Origin of the sequence: Pseudomonas sp. B34(2017), assembly GCF_002112915.1 — a bacterium.
In the GTDB taxonomy this organism is placed as follows: domain Bacteria; phylum Pseudomonadota; class Gammaproteobacteria; order Pseudomonadales; family Pseudomonadaceae; genus Aquipseudomonas; species Aquipseudomonas pharyngis.
Genome location: NZ_NEJA01000002.1, coordinates 391,452 through 414,490, shown reverse-complemented (window position 1 = coordinate 414,490; position 23,039 = coordinate 391,452). Strand labels below are relative to the sequence as shown.

The 23,039-nt window shown below is 61.1% G+C and carries 15 protein-coding genes; 13 read left to right on the top strand and 2 right to left on the bottom strand.

All coding sequences use genetic code 11. The features are described 5' to 3' along the window. Positions 1-28 precede the first annotated feature (28 nt). Positions 29-1,675, top strand: a complete 1,647-nt coding sequence (pgm, locus tag CAF80_RS07325; protein ID WP_074690645.1) for a phosphoglucomutase (alpha-D-glucose-1,6-bisphosphate-dependent) — start codon at positions 29-31, stop codon at positions 1,673-1,675. A 61-nt stretch (positions 1,676-1,736) separates the two neighbouring features. Here pgm and CAF80_RS07320 read toward each other — a convergent pair whose 3' ends face one another. Then, on the bottom strand, positions 1,737-2,432 hold the full coding sequence (locus CAF80_RS07320) for a pirin family protein (protein ID WP_085667066.1): 696 nt from the start codon (positions 2,430-2,432) through the stop codon (positions 1,737-1,739). A gap of 278 nt (positions 2,433-2,710) precedes the next feature. Between CAF80_RS07320 and CAF80_RS07315 the strand changes: the two genes are divergently transcribed. After that, a complete protein-coding gene (locus tag CAF80_RS07315; RefSeq protein WP_085667065.1) occupies positions 2,711-5,185 on the top strand; it encodes a UvrD-helicase domain-containing protein in 2,475 nt (824 codons plus the stop codon). A 57-nt stretch (positions 5,186-5,242) separates the two neighbouring features. Here the strand turns inward: CAF80_RS07315 and CAF80_RS07310 are convergent, their stop codons facing one another. After that, positions 5,243-5,515, bottom strand: coding sequence for a DUF1652 domain-containing protein (locus tag CAF80_RS07310; RefSeq protein ID WP_039768310.1), 273 nt, complete (start codon positions 5,513-5,515; stop codon positions 5,243-5,245). A gap of 263 nt (positions 5,516-5,778) precedes the next feature. On the opposite strand from CAF80_RS07310, the gene CAF80_RS07305 reads away from it, so the two are divergent. The 11 genes from CAF80_RS07305 to CAF80_RS07255 all read left to right on the top strand — a co-directional run bounded on the left by CAF80_RS07305 (position 5,779) and on the right by CAF80_RS07255 (position 23,029). Next, positions 5,779-6,594, top strand: a complete 816-nt coding sequence (locus tag CAF80_RS07305; protein WP_085667064.1) for an AraC family transcriptional regulator — start codon at positions 5,779-5,781, stop codon at positions 6,592-6,594. 51 nt (positions 6,595-6,645) lie between these two features. Next, positions 6,646-8,052 carry an FAD-binding oxidoreductase gene (locus tag CAF80_RS07300; RefSeq protein WP_039768312.1) on the top strand — a complete coding sequence of 469 codons (1,407 nt, stop codon included), beginning with the start codon at positions 6,646-6,648 and terminating at the stop codon, positions 8,050-8,052. Between the two features lie 29 nt (positions 8,053-8,081). Further along, the gene (locus tag CAF80_RS07295) at positions 8,082-8,426 is read left to right on the top strand and encodes a cupin domain-containing protein (protein ID WP_039768313.1); all 345 of its coding nucleotides are present in this window, start codon (positions 8,082-8,084) and stop codon (positions 8,424-8,426) included. A 56-nt stretch (positions 8,427-8,482) separates the two neighbouring features. Then, complete coding sequence (locus CAF80_RS07290) at positions 8,483-9,568, top strand: polyamine ABC transporter substrate-binding protein (RefSeq protein WP_039768314.1); 1,086 nt, start codon at positions 8,483-8,485, stop codon at positions 9,566-9,568. Positions 9,569-9,956: 388 nt separating this feature from the next. Further along, positions 9,957-11,423 carry a serralysin family metalloprotease gene (locus tag CAF80_RS07285; protein WP_085667063.1) on the top strand — a complete coding sequence of 489 codons (1,467 nt, stop codon included), beginning with the start codon at positions 9,957-9,959 and terminating at the stop codon, positions 11,421-11,423. Between the two features lie 93 nt (positions 11,424-11,516). Continuing rightward, a complete protein-coding gene (locus CAF80_RS07280; RefSeq protein ID WP_170928271.1) occupies positions 11,517-11,939 on the top strand; it encodes an AprI/Inh family metalloprotease inhibitor in 423 nt (140 codons plus the stop codon). 158 nt (positions 11,940-12,097) lie between these two features. Then, positions 12,098-13,885: a type I secretion system permease/ATPase gene (locus CAF80_RS07275; RefSeq protein ID WP_039768317.1), complete on the top strand. Its 1,788-nt coding sequence runs from the start codon at positions 12,098-12,100 to the stop codon at positions 13,883-13,885. Next, the gene (locus CAF80_RS07270) at positions 13,882-15,231 is read left to right on the top strand and encodes an HlyD family type I secretion periplasmic adaptor subunit (RefSeq protein ID WP_085667061.1); all 1,350 of its coding nucleotides are present in this window, start codon (positions 13,882-13,884) and stop codon (positions 15,229-15,231) included. The genes CAF80_RS07275 and CAF80_RS07270 overlap by 4 nt, the downstream gene beginning before the upstream one ends. Before the next feature lie 2 nt (positions 15,232-15,233). Further along, positions 15,234-16,595 carry a TolC family outer membrane protein gene (locus CAF80_RS07265; protein WP_085667060.1) on the top strand — a complete coding sequence of 454 codons (1,362 nt, stop codon included), beginning with the start codon at positions 15,234-15,236 and terminating at the stop codon, positions 16,593-16,595. A gap of 265 nt (positions 16,596-16,860) precedes the next feature. Beyond that, positions 16,861-19,812, top strand: a complete 2,952-nt coding sequence (locus CAF80_RS07260) for an autotransporter serine protease (protein WP_085667059.1) — start codon at positions 16,861-16,863, stop codon at positions 19,810-19,812. 130 nt (positions 19,813-19,942) lie between these two features. After that, positions 19,943-23,029: an autotransporter serine protease gene (locus CAF80_RS07255; RefSeq protein ID WP_085667058.1), complete on the top strand. Its 3,087-nt coding sequence runs from the start codon at positions 19,943-19,945 to the stop codon at positions 23,027-23,029. The last annotated feature ends 10 nt before the right edge of the window (positions 23,030-23,039 follow it).

Here is a 23,039-nt window from a genome sequence, read left to right as displayed (position 1 = left end):
CTGAACCACTCTATTTCAGAGGTTTTGCATGACACTCAGTCCTTTTGCGGGCAAACCGGCACCGGCAGAATTGTTGGTCGACATCCCGCGACTGGTTACGGCGTATTACACCGGTCAACCCGACGCCTCGGTTTCCACCCAGCGTGTGGCGTTCGGCACCTCAGGGCACCGGGGCAGTTCCTTTGATTTGAGTTTCAACGAGTGGCACGTGCTGGCCATCAGCCAGGCGATCTGCCTGTACCGCGAAGCCCAGGGCATCACCGGCCCGCTGTTTGTCGGTATCGACACGCATGCGCTGTCGACTCCGGCCGGGGCCAGCGCCCTGGAAGTACTGGCGGCCAATGGCGTGACCGTGATGATCGCCGAAGGGGATGAGTACACCCCGACCCCGGCGGTTTCTCACGCCATTCTCTGCTACAACCGTGGTCGCACCACGGGTCTTGCCGACGGCATCGTCATCACGCCGTCGCACAACCCGCCTCAGAGCGGCGGTTACAAGTACAACCCAACCAACGGTGGCCCGGCCGACACCCACATCACCAAGTGGATCGAAGCCAAGGCCAACGAACTGCTGGCCAACAAACTGGCCGGCGTCAAACGCATCAGCTACGAGCAAGCGCTCAAGGCCGGCACCACCCACCGTCACGACTACGTCAACACCTACGTCGCCGACCTGATCAACGTCATCGACTTCGATGCCATTCGCGGCGCCAAACTGCGCCTGGGCGTCGATCCGCTGGGCGGAGCAGGGGTGCGCTACTGGTCGGCGATTGCCGAGCACTATCGTCTGGACCTGGACGTGGTGAACAAGGAAGTCGATTCGACGTTCCGTTTCATGACCGTCGACTGGGACGGGCAGATCCGCATGGACCCATCGTCCAGCCATGCCATGCAAGGCCTGATCGGTCTGAAGGAGCGCTTTGACGTGGCCTTCGCCTGCGACCCGGATCACGACCGTCACGGCATCGTCACACCGTCCGGCGGCTTGTTGGCACCGAACAACTACCTGGCGGTGTCGATTGACTACCTGTTCCAGAACCGTCCGCAATGGCGTGCCGACGCAGCCGTGGGTAAAACCGTGGTCAGCAGCGGTCTGATCGATCGCGTGACCAAGCGTCTGGGCCGTCGTCTGTACGAAGTGCCGGTCGGCTTCAAATGGTTCGCCGATGGCCTGTTCGACGGCTCGCTGGGTTTTGGCGGCGAAGAAAGCGCCGGCGCCTCGTTCCTGCGCAAGGACGGCGGTGTATGGAGCACCGACAAGGACGGTCTGATCCCAGCCCTGTTGGCCGCTGAAATGACTGCCCGTACCGGCCGCGACCCAAGCCAGGCCTACCGTGCATTGACCGACGAACTGGGCGAGCCGTTCTCCGTGCGTGTCGACGCCAAGGCCAACCCGGAGCAGAAAGCCCTGCTGAGCAAACTGTCGCCGGAACAGGTCACCTCGACCGAGCTGGCGGGCGAGAAGATCCAGAGCATTCTCAGCAAGGCTCCAGGCAACGATCAGGCCATTGGCGGTCTGAAAGTGATGACCGAAAACGGCTGGTTCGCTGCGCGTCCGTCGGGCACCGAAGACATCTACAAGATCTACGCCGAAAGCTTCATCGGCGACGACCACCTCAAGCAGCTGGTGGCTGAAGCGCAAACTCTGGTAGACGGTGCGATCAGCACTAATTAAAGCCAGACCATGGAAAAGGGCGACCCTGAGGTCGCCCTTTTTTGTGCCCGTGATTCGCCGTTCAGGCCAGATCCACCAATACGATCTCGCTGTCTTCCAGCGCCGTGACGGTCAACACCTGTTCATCGGCCACCGCCACACCGTCGCGAGCTTGTGCGCGCAAGCCGTTGACTTCAATGACACCCTTGGCCGGAACCAGATACGCACGACGTCCGGCATCGAGGCGATATTCAGCGGTTTCCCCGGCCTTGATATTGGCCGCCACCAAACGCGCGTCGGCGCGGATGCGCAGGCTTTGATCGTCACCGTCCTTGCCGCTGGCGAGAGTCACGAAACCTTCGCGGTCGCCTTTCGGGAACGGTTTGGCGCCCCATGACGGCGGTGCGCCGGTTTCGGTCGGCAGAATCCAGATCTGGAAAATCCTGGTGTCCGTGGCTTCCAGGTTGTATTCGCTGTGGGCGATCCCGGTGCCGGCGCTCATCACTTGCACGTCGCCAGCCTCGGTGCGGCCCTTGTTGCCCAGGTTGTCCTGGTGGGTGATCGCGCCTTCACGCACGTAAGTGATGATTTCCATGTCGCGGTGCGGGTGAGTAGGGAAGCCTGTGCCAGCGGCAATGATGTCGTCGTTCCATACACGCAGGTTGCCCCAGTTCATGCGTTGCGGATCGTAGTACTCGGCGAACGAAAAATGGTGATGGGCATCCAACCAGCCGTGATGGGCGCCGCCCAGCGAGCTGAAAGGTCTGAGTTCAAGCATGATCGTCTCCTCAAAAGGTTCGTCATGGGGCGTGATGCCTGAGCCACGAAGCGAGACCGGTGATTGATGGCAGCCATCATCTATCAGTCAATCATCGAGAAAAAGCGTAAAAAGTGCGGCATTCCAATCGAATCAGTTGATATTTAAAAAGCTCGAAACCGTCTCATCTCACCTTCAATTGATCACCTAAACCAATGACCTGTAAGCATTTCGCTAGAACAAAAAAGCAAATGCAGACACCATAGCCCTCAACAGTCTCACATCCGGAGTCCGTCAGCGTGGCGCAACACACCCCCGATCTTCCTCCCGAACTTCGTCCCCTGGCCGAGATGCCCTGGTTCAAACGCCTGGCGGCGCGTTTCCTTGGCCACGGTCTGACGCAGCTGCGTGCTCAGCACCGTGCCTCGTGGCTGCACGGCCAGGCTGACGGTTTTCGCAGCGGGCATACCGCCGGCGTGGATTACGGGTACAAGGAAGGCAAGGCTGACGGGCTGGAAGAGGGCCGCCAGGTCTTGTTGATCCGCGACAGTCGCAATACCGAGCATCGGCCACCCGGTATCGACAACCACCTGTTCGACGACTGGCGCCTGCCGCTCAGCGCAGAGCTGAAGAAGCGCATGAAAGCCGACGTCGCGCGCCTGTTACCGGCCCATGCACAGCCAAGCGTTGCGCAATGGAAGATGATTTTCAGCGATACCCCGTCAACCTCGGTGATTGCCGGCGCCGGAGCCGGCAAGTCGACCACGCTGGTGCTGCGGATCCTGCTGCTGACTCACTACCTGGGATTTGAGCTGGATTCGATGACCGTGGTGACCTTCACCCGCGAGTCGCGCAAGGATTTCATCAGCAAACTGATCGAACTGTTCGCATTGTGGGATCGTTCACTCAGTCAGAAAGACGCGCGGGATCTGGTGCGCACCTTCCACTCGCGGATCTTGCCGATGGTTCGTAGCCTGCCGGGGTTCGAGCGCTTGCAGGCATTCGAAAACCTCAGCCACCGCGCGCAGGGTGCAGATGAAGACGTCGACAGCAATCCGTTCGATCTGCGCATCAACGACGCGCAGCGCCAGCAGCTCAACGCCTGTTACCACCGTCTCTACAAAGAAGATCCGCGCTTTGCGCAACTGATCCAGCCGCTGTCCCGGCACGCCTTGCAGCTCAAGGAGCTGGAACGCGATCACCCGGACGTGCAAAAGCGCGTGGCTGTAACGGAGCTGGCGGCTCGCCGCGATGAAGAGCTGTGCGACATGATCGAGGACATGTGGCTCCGCGCCGGTGCCTGGCCGATCAAGGGCATCGAACCGAGCCGCCAGACATTCGAAATCAATGGCGCATCGTTCCATTGCCACGGCTACATTCCGAGCCTGGATGCCTGGGTCGTGTTGGGTTTCGACCCACGGGAAAGCCCGCAGGTCTGCCGTCCCAACGCCAAACTGACGGTGCGTGCAGAGTGGGCAGTCAAGCGCACCCTGTTTCAAGCTTTCTGTCGTAAGCCATTGATTTGGCTAGATAGTTACGAGTCGTCAAAGCGTTTATTGGCCACGCTGGCGGGTGATGTCAGCGCCGGTCCGGGCTTCGACTACAAGGTAAAGGGTGAGCTCGCTTCCGCGCCGTTACTCGATTGTTTTGTCGCTGCTGCAGGCTTTATCGAGAACCTGGGCCTGGATGTGCCGGACGCCGTTGGCCGCATGAGTTTCGCCAAGGACGATCCGGACCGGTTTTTCTTCGAAGCTTTAAGCCTGTTCTGGCGAGCGCTTGAGGACCATTTGCTTGATCAGAAGCCGCCGGTGATGACCTACAACCGGATGTTCGCGCTGTTCAGCGAGCATTCGCCGGAAAACTTCAAGCTGCTCAGTGATGAGCTGCTGCGGCCGATGTCGCACCTGATGATTGATGAGTTTCAGGACGTTTCACCGCAGATCGTGTCGTGGATCCGCGCGAGCCTCTCGGAAATCCGCAGTCGTGGCCCGGCCATGCACGTCGGACGAGGTGCGCAGCGATCGTCGCTGCTTTGCGTGGGCGATGACTGGCAATCGATCTACGGTTGGCGCGGCAGCTCGCCGAGTTACTTCATGGAGTTCAACAAGGAATTCCCGTCGCCGAGCACGACGCGGGTGATGCTCAGCGACAACTATCGCAGCCATCAGCACATCATCGACGCGGCAGAACACATCGTCCGGGCAGCGCCGGCGATCCCGGGCAAGAAGGCCAAGGCCAGCGGCGAGGAGAGGCCGTTGCAGCCAGTCAACGTGCTGGAGCGCGACGATCAGGCACTCGGCCAGCGCCTGGCGGAACACTATCGAAAGGGCGATTCAATCCTGATGCTCTATCGAAAAAGCAGCGATAAGTTATTGATTGAGAAGCATATTCAGTCTGTAGTTAATGTGGATTCGAGCTTGCCGTACGAGTCCCGTCGACTGAAACAACTGACCTATCACAGCGCCAAAGGTCTGCAGGCCGACGCGGTTTTTCTGCTGGGCGATTGCCAGCACTTGACCAGTTCACCGTACAAGAATCAGGTGTACCGCATGGCCGGACTGGGCAAGGCTGGCGACAGCGAGCCGTACGACAGCGCGCAAAAAGACGAAATCCTGCGCCTGGCCTATGTTGGCATCACCCGCGCAGTCAGCCATTGCTACTGGTACGTCGAGCCGCAGGACACTCAGGCGGTCAACATGCCTCGGGCCTCGGACCGGGTCGCCAAAGGTAAACCGTTCTTCGTCGATCATCGGCCTGAAAAGAAAACGGCCTGAATCCAGCGCCCATGAAAAAGCCCGCACACGGCGGGCTTTTTGTTTTAAATCAAATAGTTACGCATAACTCTTGAGAGATTCTGGAGGAGTGAAAGCCTCCAATTCGTCCTCGACGGCTTCGATTATTCGCTCCACATCCGCCGCATTCATCACCGTGGCACAGGGAATGCCGGCGATCGCGATCAGGGTTTCGCCACTGGCCCGATCGAACAGGCGAGCGACCAGACTGCCTGGCGCATCCATAGTGGCCTCGAAACCCATGGGATGAAAATGCCAGCGCATGAGCTGGCAGGCATTGGGAAACGTGACTTTGCTTGACCCTTTGTTCATGTGTTGCCCGCCTTCTTCATCGAGCGCTTCCGTTTGCTCATGTTAGGTGGGAAGAGCCTTCATTGGCTCAACCGGTGACTGCCTTTAAAAGTAGCATCTGAATGTGAAATTCCTGTGAGAATTTTCAGTTCATTTAGCGATTGCGAGGATTCTTTTGATGTAAGTCACGATACAACCCAATCGTCGCCAAAATGCCATCACCACCGGTTGTTGAAGCAGCGCCGGAAGTTGGGCAAGCTCGGTTCTTTTTCCAAGAGTCCCTTATGCACGCCGATGATGACGGCCCGGAACAGACCAGGGCCACGGCCGAAACGGTCATGCGCTATCACCTGTGCTGGAAACACCGGGACCTGGATGGCGTGATGGCGCTGTATCACCCGGACATCCAGTACAACGATTTTTTCCAGAACCGCGTGCTCGGCCTCGAAGAACTGCGTGAGTACGTCCGGGTCAGCATGCCACGCGAATCCGACGAAGCGCTGGAGCATTGCGACCGCATCCGCATCGACGGCAACACCGCATTCATTCAATACGAAGTGACGTTGCGCGGTGGTAACGGGCTGGTGTCGTTTCGCTCCAGTGAAGCGATCACGGTCAAGGACGGGCGGATCTGGCGGGTCAACGAATATGCATCGCTGGTGCGCGAACAGGCTGAAAGTCCGACGACAACCCGCCAGCGTCCGGCGGTGAGTCGCTTGGGCCTGTCGCCGCGCCAGTTGAGCTTCATGGCCGATGACTTGCAGCAGTATTTCCAGCGCCAGCAACCGTATCTCGATCCGGAGCTCGACCTGCAACGGGTGGCGAAGGAGTGCGGATACAGCCGCAATCAGATTTCGTACCTGCTGAACCAAGTGCTGGGGCAAAGCTTCTACCGCTACGTCAATCAGGCGCGTCTGCAACATCTATTGCAGTCGCTGGACAGCGCCACGCCGCCGCTGCGCATCGACGAACTGGCGTTTGCCGCCGGGTTCAATTCACTGTCGGCTTTCTATAGCTGCTTTCGCCAGCACACCGGGCAATCGCCGAAAGCTTATGCGAAGCAAATTTCTTTGCGGACACGCGCGCAAGACAATCCCTGAGTTCAGCCACTAGGATCGACGCCATCGAAACCTGGATTGGCGGAGTCTTGCATGCCGGCGTGGCGCACTATCAGTTTGTGGATGGACCAACTCGACGAGCCGCTGACCGCGCGCCCGTCGCTTGCGCAGGACCTGGATGTCGACGTGGCGATCATCGGCGCCGGTTACACCGGGCTGTGGACGGCGTACTACCTGAAACAACAGGCGCCGAGCCTGAACATCGCCATCATCGAAGCGCAAACCGCCGGGTTCGGCGCGTCCGGTCGCAACGGCGGCTGGTTGATGGGCAATCTGCTGGGCGAGGATCGCCTGCTGGCAGGGTTGTCGCCACAACAACGCCGCGCTTCATTCGACCTGTTGCACAGCATTCCCGATGAAGTAGAAGTCGTCCTCGAGCGCGAAGGCATCGACTGCGACTACCGTAAGGGCGGAGTGCTGTATTGCGCCGCGCGCTATCCAGAGCAGGAAGCCAATCTTCGCGAATACCTGAAAAAACTCCACGCTCAGGGCCTGACCGACGACGATTACCGCTGGCTCAGCCCCGAACAACTGGTGCAGCAGCTGCGCATCGCTAAACCTTACGGCGCCATCTTCGCCCCGCATGTGGCGACCATTCACCCGGCGAAACTGGTGCGCGGCCTGGCGCGAACCGTCGAAGGCCTGGGAGTGACGATCTACGAAAACAGCCCGGTGACCCATTGGCAGGCCGGCAGCCTGCGTACCGACAAGGCCAGTGTGCGCAGCCGCTGGATCGTCCCGGCCATCGAAGGTTATTCCGTCACACTGCCACCGCTGGGCCGTTATCAATTACCGGTGCAAAGCCTGATCGTCGCCACCGAGCCGTTGCCCGCTGCGACCTGGGATGAAATCGGCCTCAGTCGTGGCCAGGCTTTCAGCGAGTTCAGCCGCCAGGTCACTTACGGCCAGCGCAGCGCCGACAACCGACTGATCTTCGGCGCCCGCGGCGGTTATCAGTTCGCCGGCCAACTGCGGCATAACTTCGACCTGACCCGCGATGAAGTCGAACTGCGGCGCTACCTGTTCGGCGAGCTGTTTCCGCAACTGAAAAACGTACAGATCACCCACGCCTGGGGCGGCAACCTCGGCATGTCCCGGCATTTCAAACCGCACATGCTGTGTGACCGGGCCAACGGCATCGCGCTGTCCGGCGGCTATGGCGGGGAGGGTGTCGGCGCTTCCAATCTGGGCGGGCGCACGCTTGCGGATCTGATTCTCGAGCGCGACACCGAGCTGACGCATCAGCCGTGGGTGCTGCCCGACGGCGGGATCCACGCGCTGCGGGCATGGGAGCCGGAACCGTGCCGCTGGCTCGGCTACAACGCGATCATCAAAAGCTTCGTCCACGAAGACCAGACCCTGGCCAACCCAGCGACTGCGCCCTGGCGGCGCAAGCTTGCCAGTCAGGTAGCCGGGTTCATGGAAGGTTTCATGCACTGAACGTTGTTTACTACCAGACAGGTAACGCCATGAGCATCACCCAATTCAAGAACACCGCCACGTTGCAACTGGAAGATTCAAACCCGGTGGCCGTGCCGCTCGGCACGCCGGTGGCGATTGCCTCGACCACCAGCGTCGAGCGCGACGACGGCGTCGAAACCGGCGTCTGGGAATGCACACCCGGGCGCTGGCGGCGGCAGATCACCGCCCAGGAGTTCTGCCATTTCATTTCCGGTCGCTGCACGTTCACCCCGGACGACGGCGGCGAAACCCTGCACATACAAGGTGGCGACGCACTGATGTTGCCGGCCAATACGCTCGGGATCTGGGACATCCAGGAAACCGTGCGCAAGACCTATGTCCTGATTTTCTGACGTTTTGATCCTTTTGATTGCCTGCCAACAACAATAGCCAATACAGGAATCGATCCATGATCCGAAAGACCCTCACGCTCGCTCCTTTGATGCTCGCCGTTTCCCTTGCTCAGGCCGCGGATACGGTCAAGGTTTACAACTGGTCCGACTACATCGCGCCGGACACCGCCAAGAACTTCGAAAAGGCCAGCGGCATCGGCGTCACCTATGACGTCTACGACAGCAACGAAACCCTCGACGGCAAGTTGATGACCGGTAAATCCGGTTACGACGTGGTGTTTCCGTCCAACCACTTCATGGCGCGGCAGATCGAGGGCGGGGCGCTGAAGAAGCTCGACAAGAGCCAGTTGCCCAACTGGAAGAACCTCAACCCGGTGTTGCTCAAGGCTTTGCAGACCAACGATCCGGGCAACGAACACGGCTTTCCGTACCTGTGGGGCAGCACCGGCATCGGCTACAACATCGCCAAGGTCAAGGCTGTGCTGGGGGATAACGCGCCGGTGAACTCCTGGGACCTGATCTTCAAGCCCGAATACATGGAAAAGCTGCAGAAATGCGGCGTGGCGATCCTCGATAACGGCCCGGAACTGTTGCCGGCAGCGCTCAATTACCTGGGGCTGCCGCACCACAGCAAGAATCCCGAGGACTACAAGAAAGCTGAAGCGCTGCTGATGAAAGTGCGGCCGTACGTCAGCTATTTCCACTCCTCGAAGTACACCAGCGACCTGGCCAATGGCGACATTTGCGTGGCTGTCGGTTTCTCCGGCGACATCCTGCAAGCGGAAAACCGCGCCAAAGAGGCGAAGAACGGCATCGACATCGGCTACGAAATTCCCAAGGAAGGTGCCGCCATCTGGTTCGACATGGTCGCCATGCCCGCCGACGCACCGGACGAGAAGGCCGGCTATGCGTTCATGAACTACCTGCTGCAGCCCGACGTGATGGCCGGTATCAGCAATTACGTTCACTACGCCAATGGCAACGAACAGGCCGACAGCCTGATCGACCCGGCGATCAAGAACGACACCAAGGTTTATCCGAGCCCGGAAATGATGGGCAAGCTGTTCGCACTGGAAGCGATGCCGCTGAACATCGACCGGATTCGGACTCGGGTGTGGAACAAGATTCGGACCGGCAGCTGAAGGAAAAAAGGCGAGGGCGGCACAGCCCTCGCCTGACTATTTTCTGTTGAATCTACTTGATATCAATACACTGGCATTGCATCGGTAAAGTGCAGCAAAGTGAGACGCTGCTAACAAAAAACAACTTACCGATATTTAATATTTAAATAAGAAATCGTCAGACAATTAGGCGACATCACCACACTTTCAAACTTCTTTCGGCGGCACGTGCTTTGTTTACGGGAGTTTCCCGGAACAGTTCAATTTGATCTCGAAAAAATGCTAGACGACAGATTTCAAATTGTGTCAGGTTTCTTACGCCTTCATTGGGCGAGTGATAGGACAATCTCGCCAGGGGTTGTCGCTATCGGACAAAAACTGTTCCATTGCTAAACAAGGAAGTGTGTTTATGTCGAAAGTAAAAGCTAACGCTATTGATACCGCCGAACAGGCTTTCCAGCTGGGCGCGGCGCCGCAACCTCTGGCAGCGACCAGCACGGCGTATAACCAGATCAATAGCTTCAGCCACCAGTACGATCGTGGCGGCAACCTCACGGTCAATGGCAAACCCTCCTTTTCCGTCGACCAGGCCGCAACCCAGTTGCTGCGCGACGGCGCTGCCTACCAGGACAAGGATGGCAGCGGCAAAATCGAACTCACCTACACGTTCCTGACCTCTGCATCGTCCAGCACGATGAACAAGCACGGGATCAGCGGGTTCAGTCAGTTCAGTGCACAACAACAAGCCCAGGCCAAGCTCGCCATGCAATCCTGGGCTGACGTGGCCAACGTGACCTTCACCGAGAAAGCCTCGGGCGGTGACGGCCACATGACCTTCGGCAACTACAGCGGCGGCCAGGATGGCGCTGCAGCGTTCGCTTATCTGCCGGGCACCGGCGCCGGTTACGACGGCACGTCGTGGTACCTGATCAACAGTGGCTACACGCAAAACAAAAACCCGGATCTGAACAACTACGGTCGTCAGACCCTGACTCACGAAATCGGCCACACCCTTGGCCTGGCGCACCCGGGCGACTACAACGCCGGCAACGGCAACCCTACCTACAATGACGCGACCTACGGGCAAGACACCCGCGGCTACAGCGTCATGAGCTACTGGAGCGAAAGCAACACCAGCCAGAACTTCAGCAAGGGCGGGGTGGAAGCCTATTCCTCCGGCCCGCTGATGGATGACATCGCAGCGATCCAGAAGCTCTACGGCGCCAACCTGACCACCCGTACCGGTGACACCACCTATGGCTTTAACTCCAACGCCGGTCGCGATTTCCTCAGCGCCTCGTCGTCGGCCGACAAGCTGGTGTTCTCGGTGTGGGATGCGGGCGGCAAGGACACCTTCGACTTCTCGGGTTTCACCCAGAACCAGAAGATCAACCTCAATGAAGCCTCGTTCTCCGACGTTGGCGGCCTGGTGGGCAACGTGTCCATCGCCAAGGGCGTCACCATCGAGAACGCGATCGGCGGTTCGGGCAACGACCTGTTGATCGGCAACAGCGCGGCCAACGAGCTCAAGGGCGGTGCCGGCAACGACATCATCTGGGGCGCCGGCGGTGCCGACAAGCTGTGGGGCGGCGCGGGTTCGGACACCTTTGTGTTCGCAGCCAGCTCCGACTCCAAGCCGGGTGCGATCGATCAGATCCTCGATTTCGTCAGCGGTCTGGACAAAATTGACCTGACCGGCATCACCAAAGGCGCAGGCCTGCACTTCGTCAGCGCCTTCACCGGTGCGGCGGGTGATGCGGTTCTGACGTCCTCGGGCGGCAACAGCCTGCTGTCGGTGGACTTCTCCGGGCACGGCGTGGCTGATTTCCAGGTCAGCACCGTTGGCCAGGCAGCCACCAGCGACATCGTGGCGTGATGTAACACGGGAAAGCGGCGCTTGATGCGCCGTTTTCTTCGCTTGCTTCGTCTCGCTACGTGCGCAAGGCTACACGCCGGAGTGAAATTTCCTATGATTCGAAACTCTTTTTCCCGCATGGCAGTCGCCTGTTTCATGCCGATGCTGATGATGATTTCTGGAGAAACAACCATGGCAAGCAGCCTTAGACTCGAAGACCCATCGGTATTCGCCGGGCATTGGCAGGCGACGCTGACCGCCGCCCATGACGCCCCCGAAGCGCAGGTACTGCAAGACAAACCTTCCAACACCTGCCAGATCGACCTTGAGCCAAACCAGACACTTGGCCACGGCGCCGACTGCCTGAGTGCCTGGCTGCAGGAAAATGCCATCGGCTGGTTTCCCGATCCGGACGGTCTGTCCATCACCGGAAAGGAAGGCTCCAGAATCCAGTTCTTCAGCCGACAACATGACGGACTTTATTCCAGTACTTTGAAGTCGGGCCTGATCGTGACGCTCAAGCGTGTCGTGCAATAACGCAACGAATATAAAGAAGTACCCGGCAGTTATAAGACTTGGAAAAAGTTGTTGTGAAAATGTAAGCGGGTACTTGCAAGTCATCTCTCGCAGGTAAGCGAAATAACAATTGAGCGCTCGTCTCTATTTGGCGGGTTCAATCATTTCAGGAAGAATCAATGAAGATGGCGAAGGCCCCAGCCACCGCTCCCTTATTCAAGGCCTTGGGTGACTATAAAAGCATTCTGATCAGCGTCGGGTGTTTTACCGCATTGATAAACGTGCTGATGCTGGTGCCCTCCATTTATATGCTCCAGGTCTACGACCGGGTGCTGTCTTCGCAGAACGAAACCACCCTGGCGATGCTGTCGCTGATGGTCGTCGGTTTCTTCGCGTTTATCGGCCTGCTGGAAGTGGTGCGCAGCTTTATCGTGATCCGCATCGGCAGCCAACTCGAGCGCCGTTTCAATCTGCGGGTCTATCAGGCAGCGTTCGAACGCAACCTGTTCAAGGGCGAGGGCAACGCCGGGCAGTCCCTTGGCGATCTGACCCACATTCGCCAATTCGTCACCGGGCCTGCGCTGTTCGCGTTTTTCGATGCGCCGTGGTTCCCGGTGTACCTGTTCGTGATCTACCTGTTCAACGTCTGGCTCGGCGTACTCGCCACCGCTGGCGCGCTGCTGTTGATCGCGCTGGCTTGCCTGAACGAATACATGACCAAGAAGCCGCTGGGCGAAGCCGCCGGTTATTCGCAGAAATCCAGCCAGTTGGCCACCAGCCACCTTCACAACGCTGAGACCATTCAAGCCATGGGCATGCTCGGTGCCTTGCGCAAGCGCTGGTTCCAGGTGCATTCGCGCTTCCTCGGTCTGCAAAATCAGGCCAGCGACACTGGCGCGGTGATCAGCTCGCTGAGCAAGACCCTGCGTCTGTGCCTGCAATCGCTGGTGCTGGGCCTCGGCGCACTGCTGGTGATCAAAGGTGACATGACCGCCGGGATGATGATCGCCGGCTCCATCCTGATGGGCCGGGTCCTGAGCCCGATCGACCAGTTGATTGCCGTGTGGAAGCAGTGGAGCGGGGCGAAGCTGGCTTACCGCCGCCTCGATGCGCTGCTGCAAGCCTTCCCGCCGAGCGATGACGCCATGGCGCTGCCGGCGCCGAAAGGCCAGATCACCTTCGAACAAGTCAGCGCCGGTCCTCCGGGTCAGCGCGCCGCGACCCTGCACATGGTCAATTTCAACCTGGCGGCCGGTGAAGTATTGGGTGTGCTGGGTGCCTCCGGTTCCGGCAAATCGACCCTCGCGCGTGTGCTGGTCGGCGTATGGCCGGCGCTCGGTGGCACGGTGCGTCTGGACGGTGCCGACATCCACCGTTGGAACCGCGATCAGCTCGGCCCGTACATCGGCTATCTGCCGCAGGACATCGAGCTGTTCAGCGGCAGCATCGCCGAAAACATTGCCCGCTTCAGCGAAGCCGATCCGCAAAAGGTCGTGGCCGCTGCGCAACAGGCCGGCGTGCACGAACTGATCCTGCGCATGCCGCAAGGCTACGACACGCAATTGGGCGAGGACGGCAGCGGTTTGTCCGGCGGCCAGAAACAGCGTGTGGCACTGGCCCGTGCGCTGTACGGCAACCCGAGCCTGGTAGTGCTGGATGAGCCGAATTCCAACCTCGACACCGTCGGCGAAGCCGCGTTGTCCAGCGCGATCGTGCAGCTCAAGGCCCAGGGCACCACCGTGGTACTGGTCACCCACCGTTCTTCGGTACTGGCACAGGCCGACAAGCTGCTGGTACTCAACGACGGCCGTCTGCAGGCCTTCGGCCCGAGCCATGATGTGCTCAAGGCACTGTCCGCAAACCAGCCCGGCAACCAGTCACAACAAAATGAAAAACCTGCGCAAGCACCGGCCGGACTCAGCATGAGCCGCCAGTATCAGCCGACGACAAGGAATTCGGGTGTATGAGCAGCGCGAGCATGAACACGCAAAACGAAGCGACGATGGAACACGACTACATCACCGAGCGCCCGGAACGCGACGCCAGGTTTTTCGCCCGCATGGGCTGGATTCTGGCACTGGTCGGTGCCGGCAGTTTCTTCACCTGGGCGGCATTGGCGCCGCTGGATCAAGGCATTCCGGTGCAGGGCACCGTGGTGGTGTCGGGCAAGCGCAAGGCCGTGCAGTCGATGAGCAGCGGCGTGGTCAGCCGGATTCTGGTGCGTGAAGGCGAAATCGTGAAGCAGGGCCAGCCACTGTTCCGACTCGACCAGACTCAGGTCGCCGCCGACGTGCAGTCACTTCAGGCGCAATACCGCATGGCCTGCGCCAGCCTGGCGCGCTGGCAGGCCGAGCGTGACAACCTCAAGCAAGTGACGTTTCCGGCAGAGCTGAGCGACAACGCCGATCCGCGCCTGGCGCTGGTGCTGGAAGGCCAGCGGCAATTGTTCAGCAGCCGTCGCGAAGCGTTTGCCCGCGAACAGGCCGCCCTGCGCGCGAGCATCGAGGGCGCCACCGCGCAGTTGGCGGGCATGCGCCGCGCCCGAACTGACCTCAACGCGCAAGCCGATTCGCTGCAACAGCAGTTGAGCAACCTGCAACCGCTGGCCGACAACGGCTACATCCCGCGTAACCGCTTGATGGAATACCAGCGTCAGCTGTCGCAGGTGCAGCAGCAACTGGCCGAGAACACCGGTGAAAGCGGCCGGGTGGAGCAGGGCATTCTTGAATCCCGGCTGAAACTGCAACAGCACGGCGAGGAATACCAGAAGGAAGTCCGCACTCAGCTGGCCGACGCGCAACTGAAAAGCGTCACCCTGTCCGAGCAACTGACCTCCGCCGGTTTCGACCTGCAACACAGCGAAATCCTCGCCACCGCCGATGGCGTGGCCGTCAACCTCGGCGTGCACACCGAAGGCGCTGTGGTGCGTCAGGGCGAAACCCTGCTGGAAATCGTCCCGCAAGGCACGCGCCTGGAAGTCGAAGGGCACCTGCCGATCAACCTGATCGACAAGGTCGGCACGCACCTGCCGGTCGACATCCTGTTCACCGCGTTCAACCAGAGCAAGACACCACGGGTGCCCGGCGAAGTCAGCCTGATTTCCGCCGACCAGATGGTCGACGAGAAAACCGGCGTGCCTTACTACGTGTTGCGCAGCAGCGTCAGCGATCAGGCCATGGAAAAACTCAACGGCCTGGTGATCAAGCCCGGCATGCCGGCGGAAATGTTCGTGCGCACTGGCGAACGTTCACTCCTCAACTACCTGTTCAAGCCGCTGCTCGACCGCGCCGGTTCCGCGTTGACCGAAGAATAAGGATGTTCGGCTGTATGAATAAGCTTTCCATGCTGGCGGCAGCGTTCGCGCTGCTCGCGGGCAACAGTGCAGTAGCGGCCATGGGGCCGTTCGAGATCTACGAACAGGCGTTGCGCAATGACCCGGTGTTCCTCGGTGCGATCAAGGAGCGCGATGCAGGCCTCGAAAACCGCGCCATCGGCCGCGCCGGGCTGTTGCCGAAACTGGGTTACAACTACAACAAGGGCCGTAACTCGTCGAAAGCCACCTCCCTCGACGAACGTGCGCGCAACCGCACCGATGACCGCAACTACAGCAGCTACGGCTCAAGCCTGACCCTGCAACAACCGTTGCTCGACTACGAAGCCTACGCGGCGTATCGCAAGGGCGTGGCCCAGTCGCTGTTTGCCGACGAGAACTTTCGCGGAAAGAGCCAGGAACTGCTGGTTCGGGTACTGGATAACTACACCAAGGCTTTGTTTGCCCAGGATCAGATCGACATCGCGCTGGCCAAGAAGAAGGCGTACGAGCAGCAGTTCCAGCAGAACGAGCACATGTTCCGCCAAGGCGAGGGCACTCGCACCGATATCCTCGAGGCCGAGTCGCGTTATGAACTGGCGACCGCCGAGGAAATCGAGGCCCGCAACGAGCAGGACGCCGCGCTACGGGAACTGGGCGCATTGGTGGGGGTGCCGGCGGTGGACATCAGCGATCTGGCGCCGCTGGATCAGAACTTCCAGACGTTCGCCTTGATGCCGGCCAACTACGACACCTGGCATGAACTGGCAATCAGCAACAACCCGAACCTGGCGTCCCAGCGTCAGGCGGTGGAAGTGGCGCGCTACGAAGTCGAGCGCAACCGTGCCGGGCATCTGCCGAAAGTCAGCGCCTATGCCACGATGCGCCAGAACGAATCGGAAAGCGGCAACACCTACAACCAGCGTTACGAAACCAACACCATCGGTTTCGAAGTCAGCGTGCCGTTGTACGCAGGTGGTGGCGTGTCGGCCTCGACCCGCCAGGCCAGCCGCACCATGGAACAGGCCGAATACGAACTGGACGGCAAAACCCGCGAGACCCTGATCGAACTGCGTCGTCAGTTCAGCGCCTGCCTGTCCGGAGTGAACAAGCTGCGCGCCTATCAAAAGGCCCTGGCCTCGGCCGAAGCGCTGGTGGTATCGACCAAACAAAGCATTCTCGGTGGCGAGCGCACCAATCTCGATGCGCTGAACGCCGAGCAACAACTATTTACCACCCGCCGTGATCTGGCTCAGGCGCGCTATGACTACCTCATGGCCTGGACCAAATTGCATTACTACGCGGGCACCTTGAGCGAGCAGGACCTGGCGCGGGTGGATGAGGCGTTTGGTGTGGCTCGGCGTTGATGTGCATGGCTTCAGACCGGCCCTCACCCTAATCCTCTCCCAGAGGGAGAGGGGACTGATCGGGGGATATTTTGGAGGTACACCGACCTGATCGGGCGTCACCGAATCCAGCATCGACCCGGTTTTTTCAGGTCGATGTATGACGCAAGACACCTCGGTCAGCTCCCTCTCCTTGGGGAGAGGGCTGGGCGGGCGGCGTTCCGATGAGGGAATGGGCAACACCGCAGAATCAACCTGCATAAAACAATAAAAGTGAGTGGTGAACATGGACGTATGCATCAAGCCGATCACGGTCGGCACCCTGCTGCTTGTGATGTCTGCAACCCAGGCTCAGGCCCAATACCTCGAAGCCGGCAAACCCGGCGATCCGGCCAGTTGGCGCAGCGCCGAATTCCTGCGCGACTGGGGACTGGAACGGATGCAGGCCGATCAGGCTTACGCCGCCGGCATCACCGGCAAGGGCGTGAAAATCGGTGCGCTGGATTCGGGTTTCGACGCCGCCCATCCCGAGTTCGCCAGTGATCGCTATCACCCGGTGCTGGCCAGCGGCAGCTACGTCGACGGCTCGCTGTTCAGCGTCAACGGCACCCTCAACCCGAACAACGATTCCCACGGCACTCATGTGGTCGGCACCATGGGCGCGTCCCGCGATGGCACCGGCATGCACGGCGTGGCGTACAACGCGCAGATCTACGTCGGCAACACCAACAAGAACGACAGTTTCCTGTTCGGCCCCAACCCCGATCCCCGCTACTTCAAGGCAGTGTACGACGCCCTGGCCGATGCCGGTGTGCGAGCGATCAACAACAGCTGGGGCAGCCAACCGCCGGATGTCAGCTATCGAACCCTTGCGGATCTGCACGCCGCTTACGCTCAGCACTGGAACAAGGGCACGTGGATTGACGCAGCGGCGGACGTTTCCCGTCGTGGCGTAATCAACGTGTTCAGCGCCGGCAACAGCGGCTACCCGAATGCCAGCGTGCGCTCGGCGCTGCCGTACTTTCAGCCGGACCTGGAAGGGCATTGGCTGGCGGTGTCCGGGCTGGATCAAAGCAATCAGCAAAAGTACAACCAGTGTGGCATCGCCAAATACTGGTGCATCACCACACCGGGCGCGAAGATCGACAGCACCATTCCCGACGGCGGTTATGCGATCAAGTCCGGCACTTCGATGGCCGCGCCGCACGCCACCGGCGCACTGGCGCTGGTGATGGAGCGCTATCCGTACATGAACAACCGGCAGGCTCTCGAAGTGTTGCTGACCACCGCCACCCAGCTCGACGGTTCGGTGACCGATGCGCCGACCGAACGGGTCGGCTGGGGCGTGGCCAACCTGTACCGGGCGATGCGCGGGCCGGGGCAATTGCTCGGGGCGTTCGACGCCCATCTGGCGGCCGGGCAGAGCGATGTCTGGAGCAATGACATCAGCGACAAGGCGCTGATCCAGCGCCAGAGCGAAGACCTCGCCGAACACAGCGCCTGGCAACAGACCCTGCAAAGCAAGGGCTGGCAGAACGGCGTGCCGGCCGGTGCCAGCCAACAGGATCAGACCGATTACGCCGTGGGCATGGCCCGTGACGCAGCAGCTTCCGCTCGGGTTTACCAAGGCAGTCTGATCAAGTCCGGCGACGGGCGACTGATTCTGACCGGTGACAACACTTATCGTGGGCCGACCACGGTCAATGGTGGTCTGCTGACAGTGAACGGCTCGCTGACCTCGGCCGTGACTGTCAATGACGGCGGCACTCTTGGCGGTTCCGGGCGAATCGGCGCGCTGACCGCCAACAGCGGCGGCCGGGTGGCACCGGGCAATTCGATCGGTACGTTGAACGTCGCCGGTGACGTGGCCTTCGCGCCGGGTTCGACCTACGCCGTGGAGTTGTCTCCCACCAGCAGCGACCGCATCGTCGCCGGCGGCATCGCCTCCATCAACGGCGCCACCGTGAGCCTGTCGCTGGAAAACAGCCCGACACTGCTCAGTACCAGCGAAGCCAGAAGCCTGCTCGGCCAGCAGTACAACATTCTGCAAGCGGCGGGCGGCATTCAGGGTCGGTTCGGTGCGGTGCTGCCGGATTATCTGTTCATCGGTGGCAGCCTGGCCTACAGCGACAACGGCATCGGCTTGAATGTCGAGCGCAACGCGACATCGTTCGCCAGCGTCGGCCAGACACCGAATCAGCGCTCCGTGGCCACTGCCGTCGAAGGTCTGGGCGCGGGCAATTCCGTTTACGAAAGCCTGCTGTTGTCGGCCACCGGCAGTGACGCGCAACAAGCCTTTCAACAGTTGAGCGGTGAAATCTACCCGGCCCTCGGTTCGGTGCTGATCAACGACAGCCGCCAACTGCGCGACGCCATCGGCGAGCGCCTGCATGACGCCCAAACCACGCAAAGCAATGGCTGGATCAAGGCCCTCGGCGCCTGGGGTACGACCGACTCGCGACACGACACCGCCGGTTACAGCACCTCCATCGGTGGGCTACTGGCAGGTGTCGACGGCGCGCTCGACGAGCAGACCCGCATCGGTCTGGTCACCGGTTACAGCGACAGCTCGCTGAGCATGGGCTCGGGCACCCATTCCTCGGCCAAGGTCGACAGCTATCACCTCGGCGCCTACGCCGGTCACGACATCGGCGCCTGGCGCCTGAGCACCGGCGCCGCCTACAGCTGGCATCGCGCCGATGTGAAGCGCGACTTGCAGTACGGCAACGTCAGCGCCAAGCAAAAAGCCAAGGTCGATGCCGCCACCACTCAGGTGTTCGGCGAAGCGGCCTATCGGCTGAACCTGCAAGCGCTGGCCCTGGAGCCGTTTGCCAACCTGGCTTACGTGCACCTCGACACCGACGGCTTCACCGAGAAGGGCGACGCCGCCGCGCTGAAAAGCAACGGCGACCAGCGCGACGCGGTGTTGAGCACCCTCGGCGTGCGGGCGATCAAGACCTTCGACCTGCCGTCCGCGCAGAAACTGCAAGTGAGCGGTCATCTGGGCTGGCAGCACAGCCTGACCGACATCGACTCCGAACAGCATGTGCGCTTCGCCAGCGGCAGCGCGCCGTACACCGTTGAAAGCTCGCCACTGGTGCGTGACGCCGCCCTGGTCGGCGTGCAGGCCAGCCTGGCGCTGACCCGCGACGTACGGGTCAACCTCGATTACACCGGACAACTGGCCAGCCGCGAGAAGCAGCACGGCGTAGGCCTGAGTCTGAACTGGCAATTCTGACTCACCGAGAGATGATCGTTCCCACGCAGACGGTTCGACGCCTCGACGTGGGAACGATCAACGGGGAAGGCGTGGGAACGATCACTTCAATAGACGGATTTTTCGCAACATCACTAAGGAAGGTCGCTGGATGAAAAACAACAACACCCCCGCGCAATCGGGTGGCTGCTTTCGCCTGAAAACCCTCAATTTCGCCTTGCTCTGCGCAATGACCACCTGGGGCAACGCAAACGCGGCGCCCTATGTGGAAAACGGTCGGGCAGGGGATCCAGGCAGTTGGCGCAGCGCCGAATTCCAGGCCGACTGGGGCCTGGGCGCCATCGGTGCGGATCACGCCTACGCCGCCGGCTATACAGGCAAAGGCGTGAAACTGGGGATCTTCGACCAACCGGTCTACGCCGCGCACCCGGAGTTCTCCGGCAGCAACAAGGTCATCACCCTGGTGACCTCGGGGATCCGCGAATACACCGACCCGTACATCCCGGTCAAAGCCGGGGACGCGTTTCGTTATGACGGTTCGCCCTCGGTCGGTTCCGACGGCAAGCTCGGCGCCCACGGCACCCACGTCGGCGGTATCGCCGCCGGCAGCCGTGACGGCGGGCCGATGCACGGTGTGGCGTTTGGCGCGCAAATCATCAGCGCCGACAACGGCGACCCGGGCCCGGAAGACGGCATCGTGCGCGGCAACGACGGTGCGGTGTACAAGGCCGGCTGGGATGCGCTGATCGCCAGCGGCGCGCGGATCATCAACAACAGCTGGGGGATCGGCATCACCGACCGTTTTGACCTCGGCGGCCGCGACCCGGCGTACCCGCACTTCACCGTCAACGACGCGCAACTGCAGTTCAACGAGATCCGCACATTGCTGGGCACCAAACCCGGCGGCGCCTACGACGGCGCAATCGCCGCCGCACGCAGCGGGATCGTGACGATTTTCGCAGCGGGCAACGACTACAACCTGAACAACCCGGACGCCATCGCCGGCCTCGGTTACTTCGTGCCGGACATCGCGCCGAACTGGATCACTGTCGCCGCATTGCAGAGGAACCCGGATCAGACCAGCGCCAATCCGTACATCATGAGTACGTTTTCTTCGCGCTGCGGCTACACCGCCAGTTTCTGCGTCTCGGCACCGGGCACGCAGATCTACAGTTCGATCATCGAAGGCACCAACGCCGACAACCTGACCACCGGCTACAAGAACTACAACGGCACCTCGATGGCCGCGCCGCACGTGGCCGGCTCCATGGCGGTGCTGATGGAGCGCTTCCCGTACATGACCGGCGACCAGGTCGCCAGCGTGTTGCGCACCACGGCCACCGACCTCGGCGCACCGGGCATCGACGCCCTGTACGGCTGGGGCATGATCAACCTGCGCAAGGGCATCGACGGCCCGGCGATGTTCGTCACCGAGCAGGACATTCCCGAAGAATTCCGCATTCAGGGCGCCTACGGTTCCGGTCAGTTCGTGGCCGATCTGCCGGGCATCGGCGCGATCATTGATGCGGGCAAACCCACCGAGCGCGTGTGCAACGACATCACCTGCGGCCTCGACACCTGGCGCAACAACATCTCAGGCCACGGCGGTCTGACCAAGCAAGGCATCGGCACTCTGGTGCTGACCGGCAACAACACCTACAGCGGCCCGACTCTGGTCAATCAGGGGCGACTGGCAATCAATGGCTCGCTGCAATCGGCGGTCACGGTCAATGACGGCGGCATCCTCGGCGGTAACGGTCGGATCGCTGCGCTGACCGCCAACAGTGGCGGCACGGTGGCGCCGGGCAATTCCATCGGCACCTTGAACGTGGCGGGTGACGTGACCTTCGCACCGGGTTCGACCTATGCGGTGGAAGTGTCCCCGACCAGCAGCGACCGCATCGTCGCCGGTGGCAAAGCGCTGATCGAAGGCGCAACCGTGACCATGTCGCTGGAAAACAGCCCGACGCTGCTGACCACCGGCGAAGTGAAAAGCCTGCTCGGCACCCGGTTCAACATCTTGCAGGCAGCGGGCGGCATTGAAGGGCAGTTCGGCCAGGTGTTGCCCGACTACGCGTTCCTCGGCGGCACCCTGGCCTACTCGGCGAGCGGTGTGCAACTGGACGTCGGCCGTAACGGCGCCTCGTTCGCCAGCGTCGGCCTGACCCCGAACCAGCGCGCGGTCGGCGCTGCTGCCGAACGCCTCGGCGCCGGCAATGCGTTGTTCGAAACCCTGTTGCTGTCGCCGTCGGCGGCCGCTGCGCAGGATGCCTTCCAGCAACTGTCCGGGGAGATTCACCCGGCCATCGGCACACTGCTGATCAACGACAGCCGCTACCTGCGCGATGCCGTGGGCGAACGTCTGCGCGAACGTGATCTGTTCGATGCCGGCGCGCCGACCGATGACCGCAGCAACGCCTGGCTCAAAGTGCTGGGTGCCTGGGGCAAGAGCGATGGCGGGTCGAAATACGCCGATTCCACCAGCTCCATCGGCGGCCTGCTGGCCGGGGTCGATGGCTTGATCGCTGAAGATACTCGTCTGGGTTTCGTTACCGGCTATAGCGACAGCTCGTTGAGCATGGGCGAGGGCACACATTCGTCCGCCTCGGTCGACAGCTATCACCTGGGCGCATATCTGGGGCATCAGATCGATGCGCTGCGTCTGACCGCCGGTGCGGCCTACAGCTGGCATCGCATCGACGTCAAACGCGACCTGCAATTCGGTGGCGTCAGCGGCAAACAGAAAACCAAGCGCGATGCGACCACCGCGCAACTGTTCACCGAAGCGGCCTACGACCTGGGCCTGCAACCGATGAACCTGGAGCCGTTCGCCAATCTGGCCTACGTGCACCTCAACAGCGACAGCTTCACCGAGAAGGGGGATGCCGCCGCACTGAAGGGCGGCGAAGACAACCGCGATGTGGTGCTGTCGACCCTCGGTGTGCGGGCCAAACGCACGTTTGCCCTGTCGGAGAAATACCAGCTGGAACTGGGCGCAAGCCTGGGCTGGCAGCACAACCTGAGCAGCGTGGATGCTGACAGTCACCTGGCGTTCGCCAATGGCAACAGCGCGTTCAGCGTGCAAAGTGTGTCGATGGATCGAGATGCAGCGGTAGTCGGCGTGCGCGCCGGTCTGGCGCTCAATCGCGATGTCCGGGTCAACCTGGACTACAACGGGCTGATCGGCTCCAACGAAAAGGACCACGGCGTGGGCCTGACGCTGGACTGGCAGTTCTAAGGGGTAACGG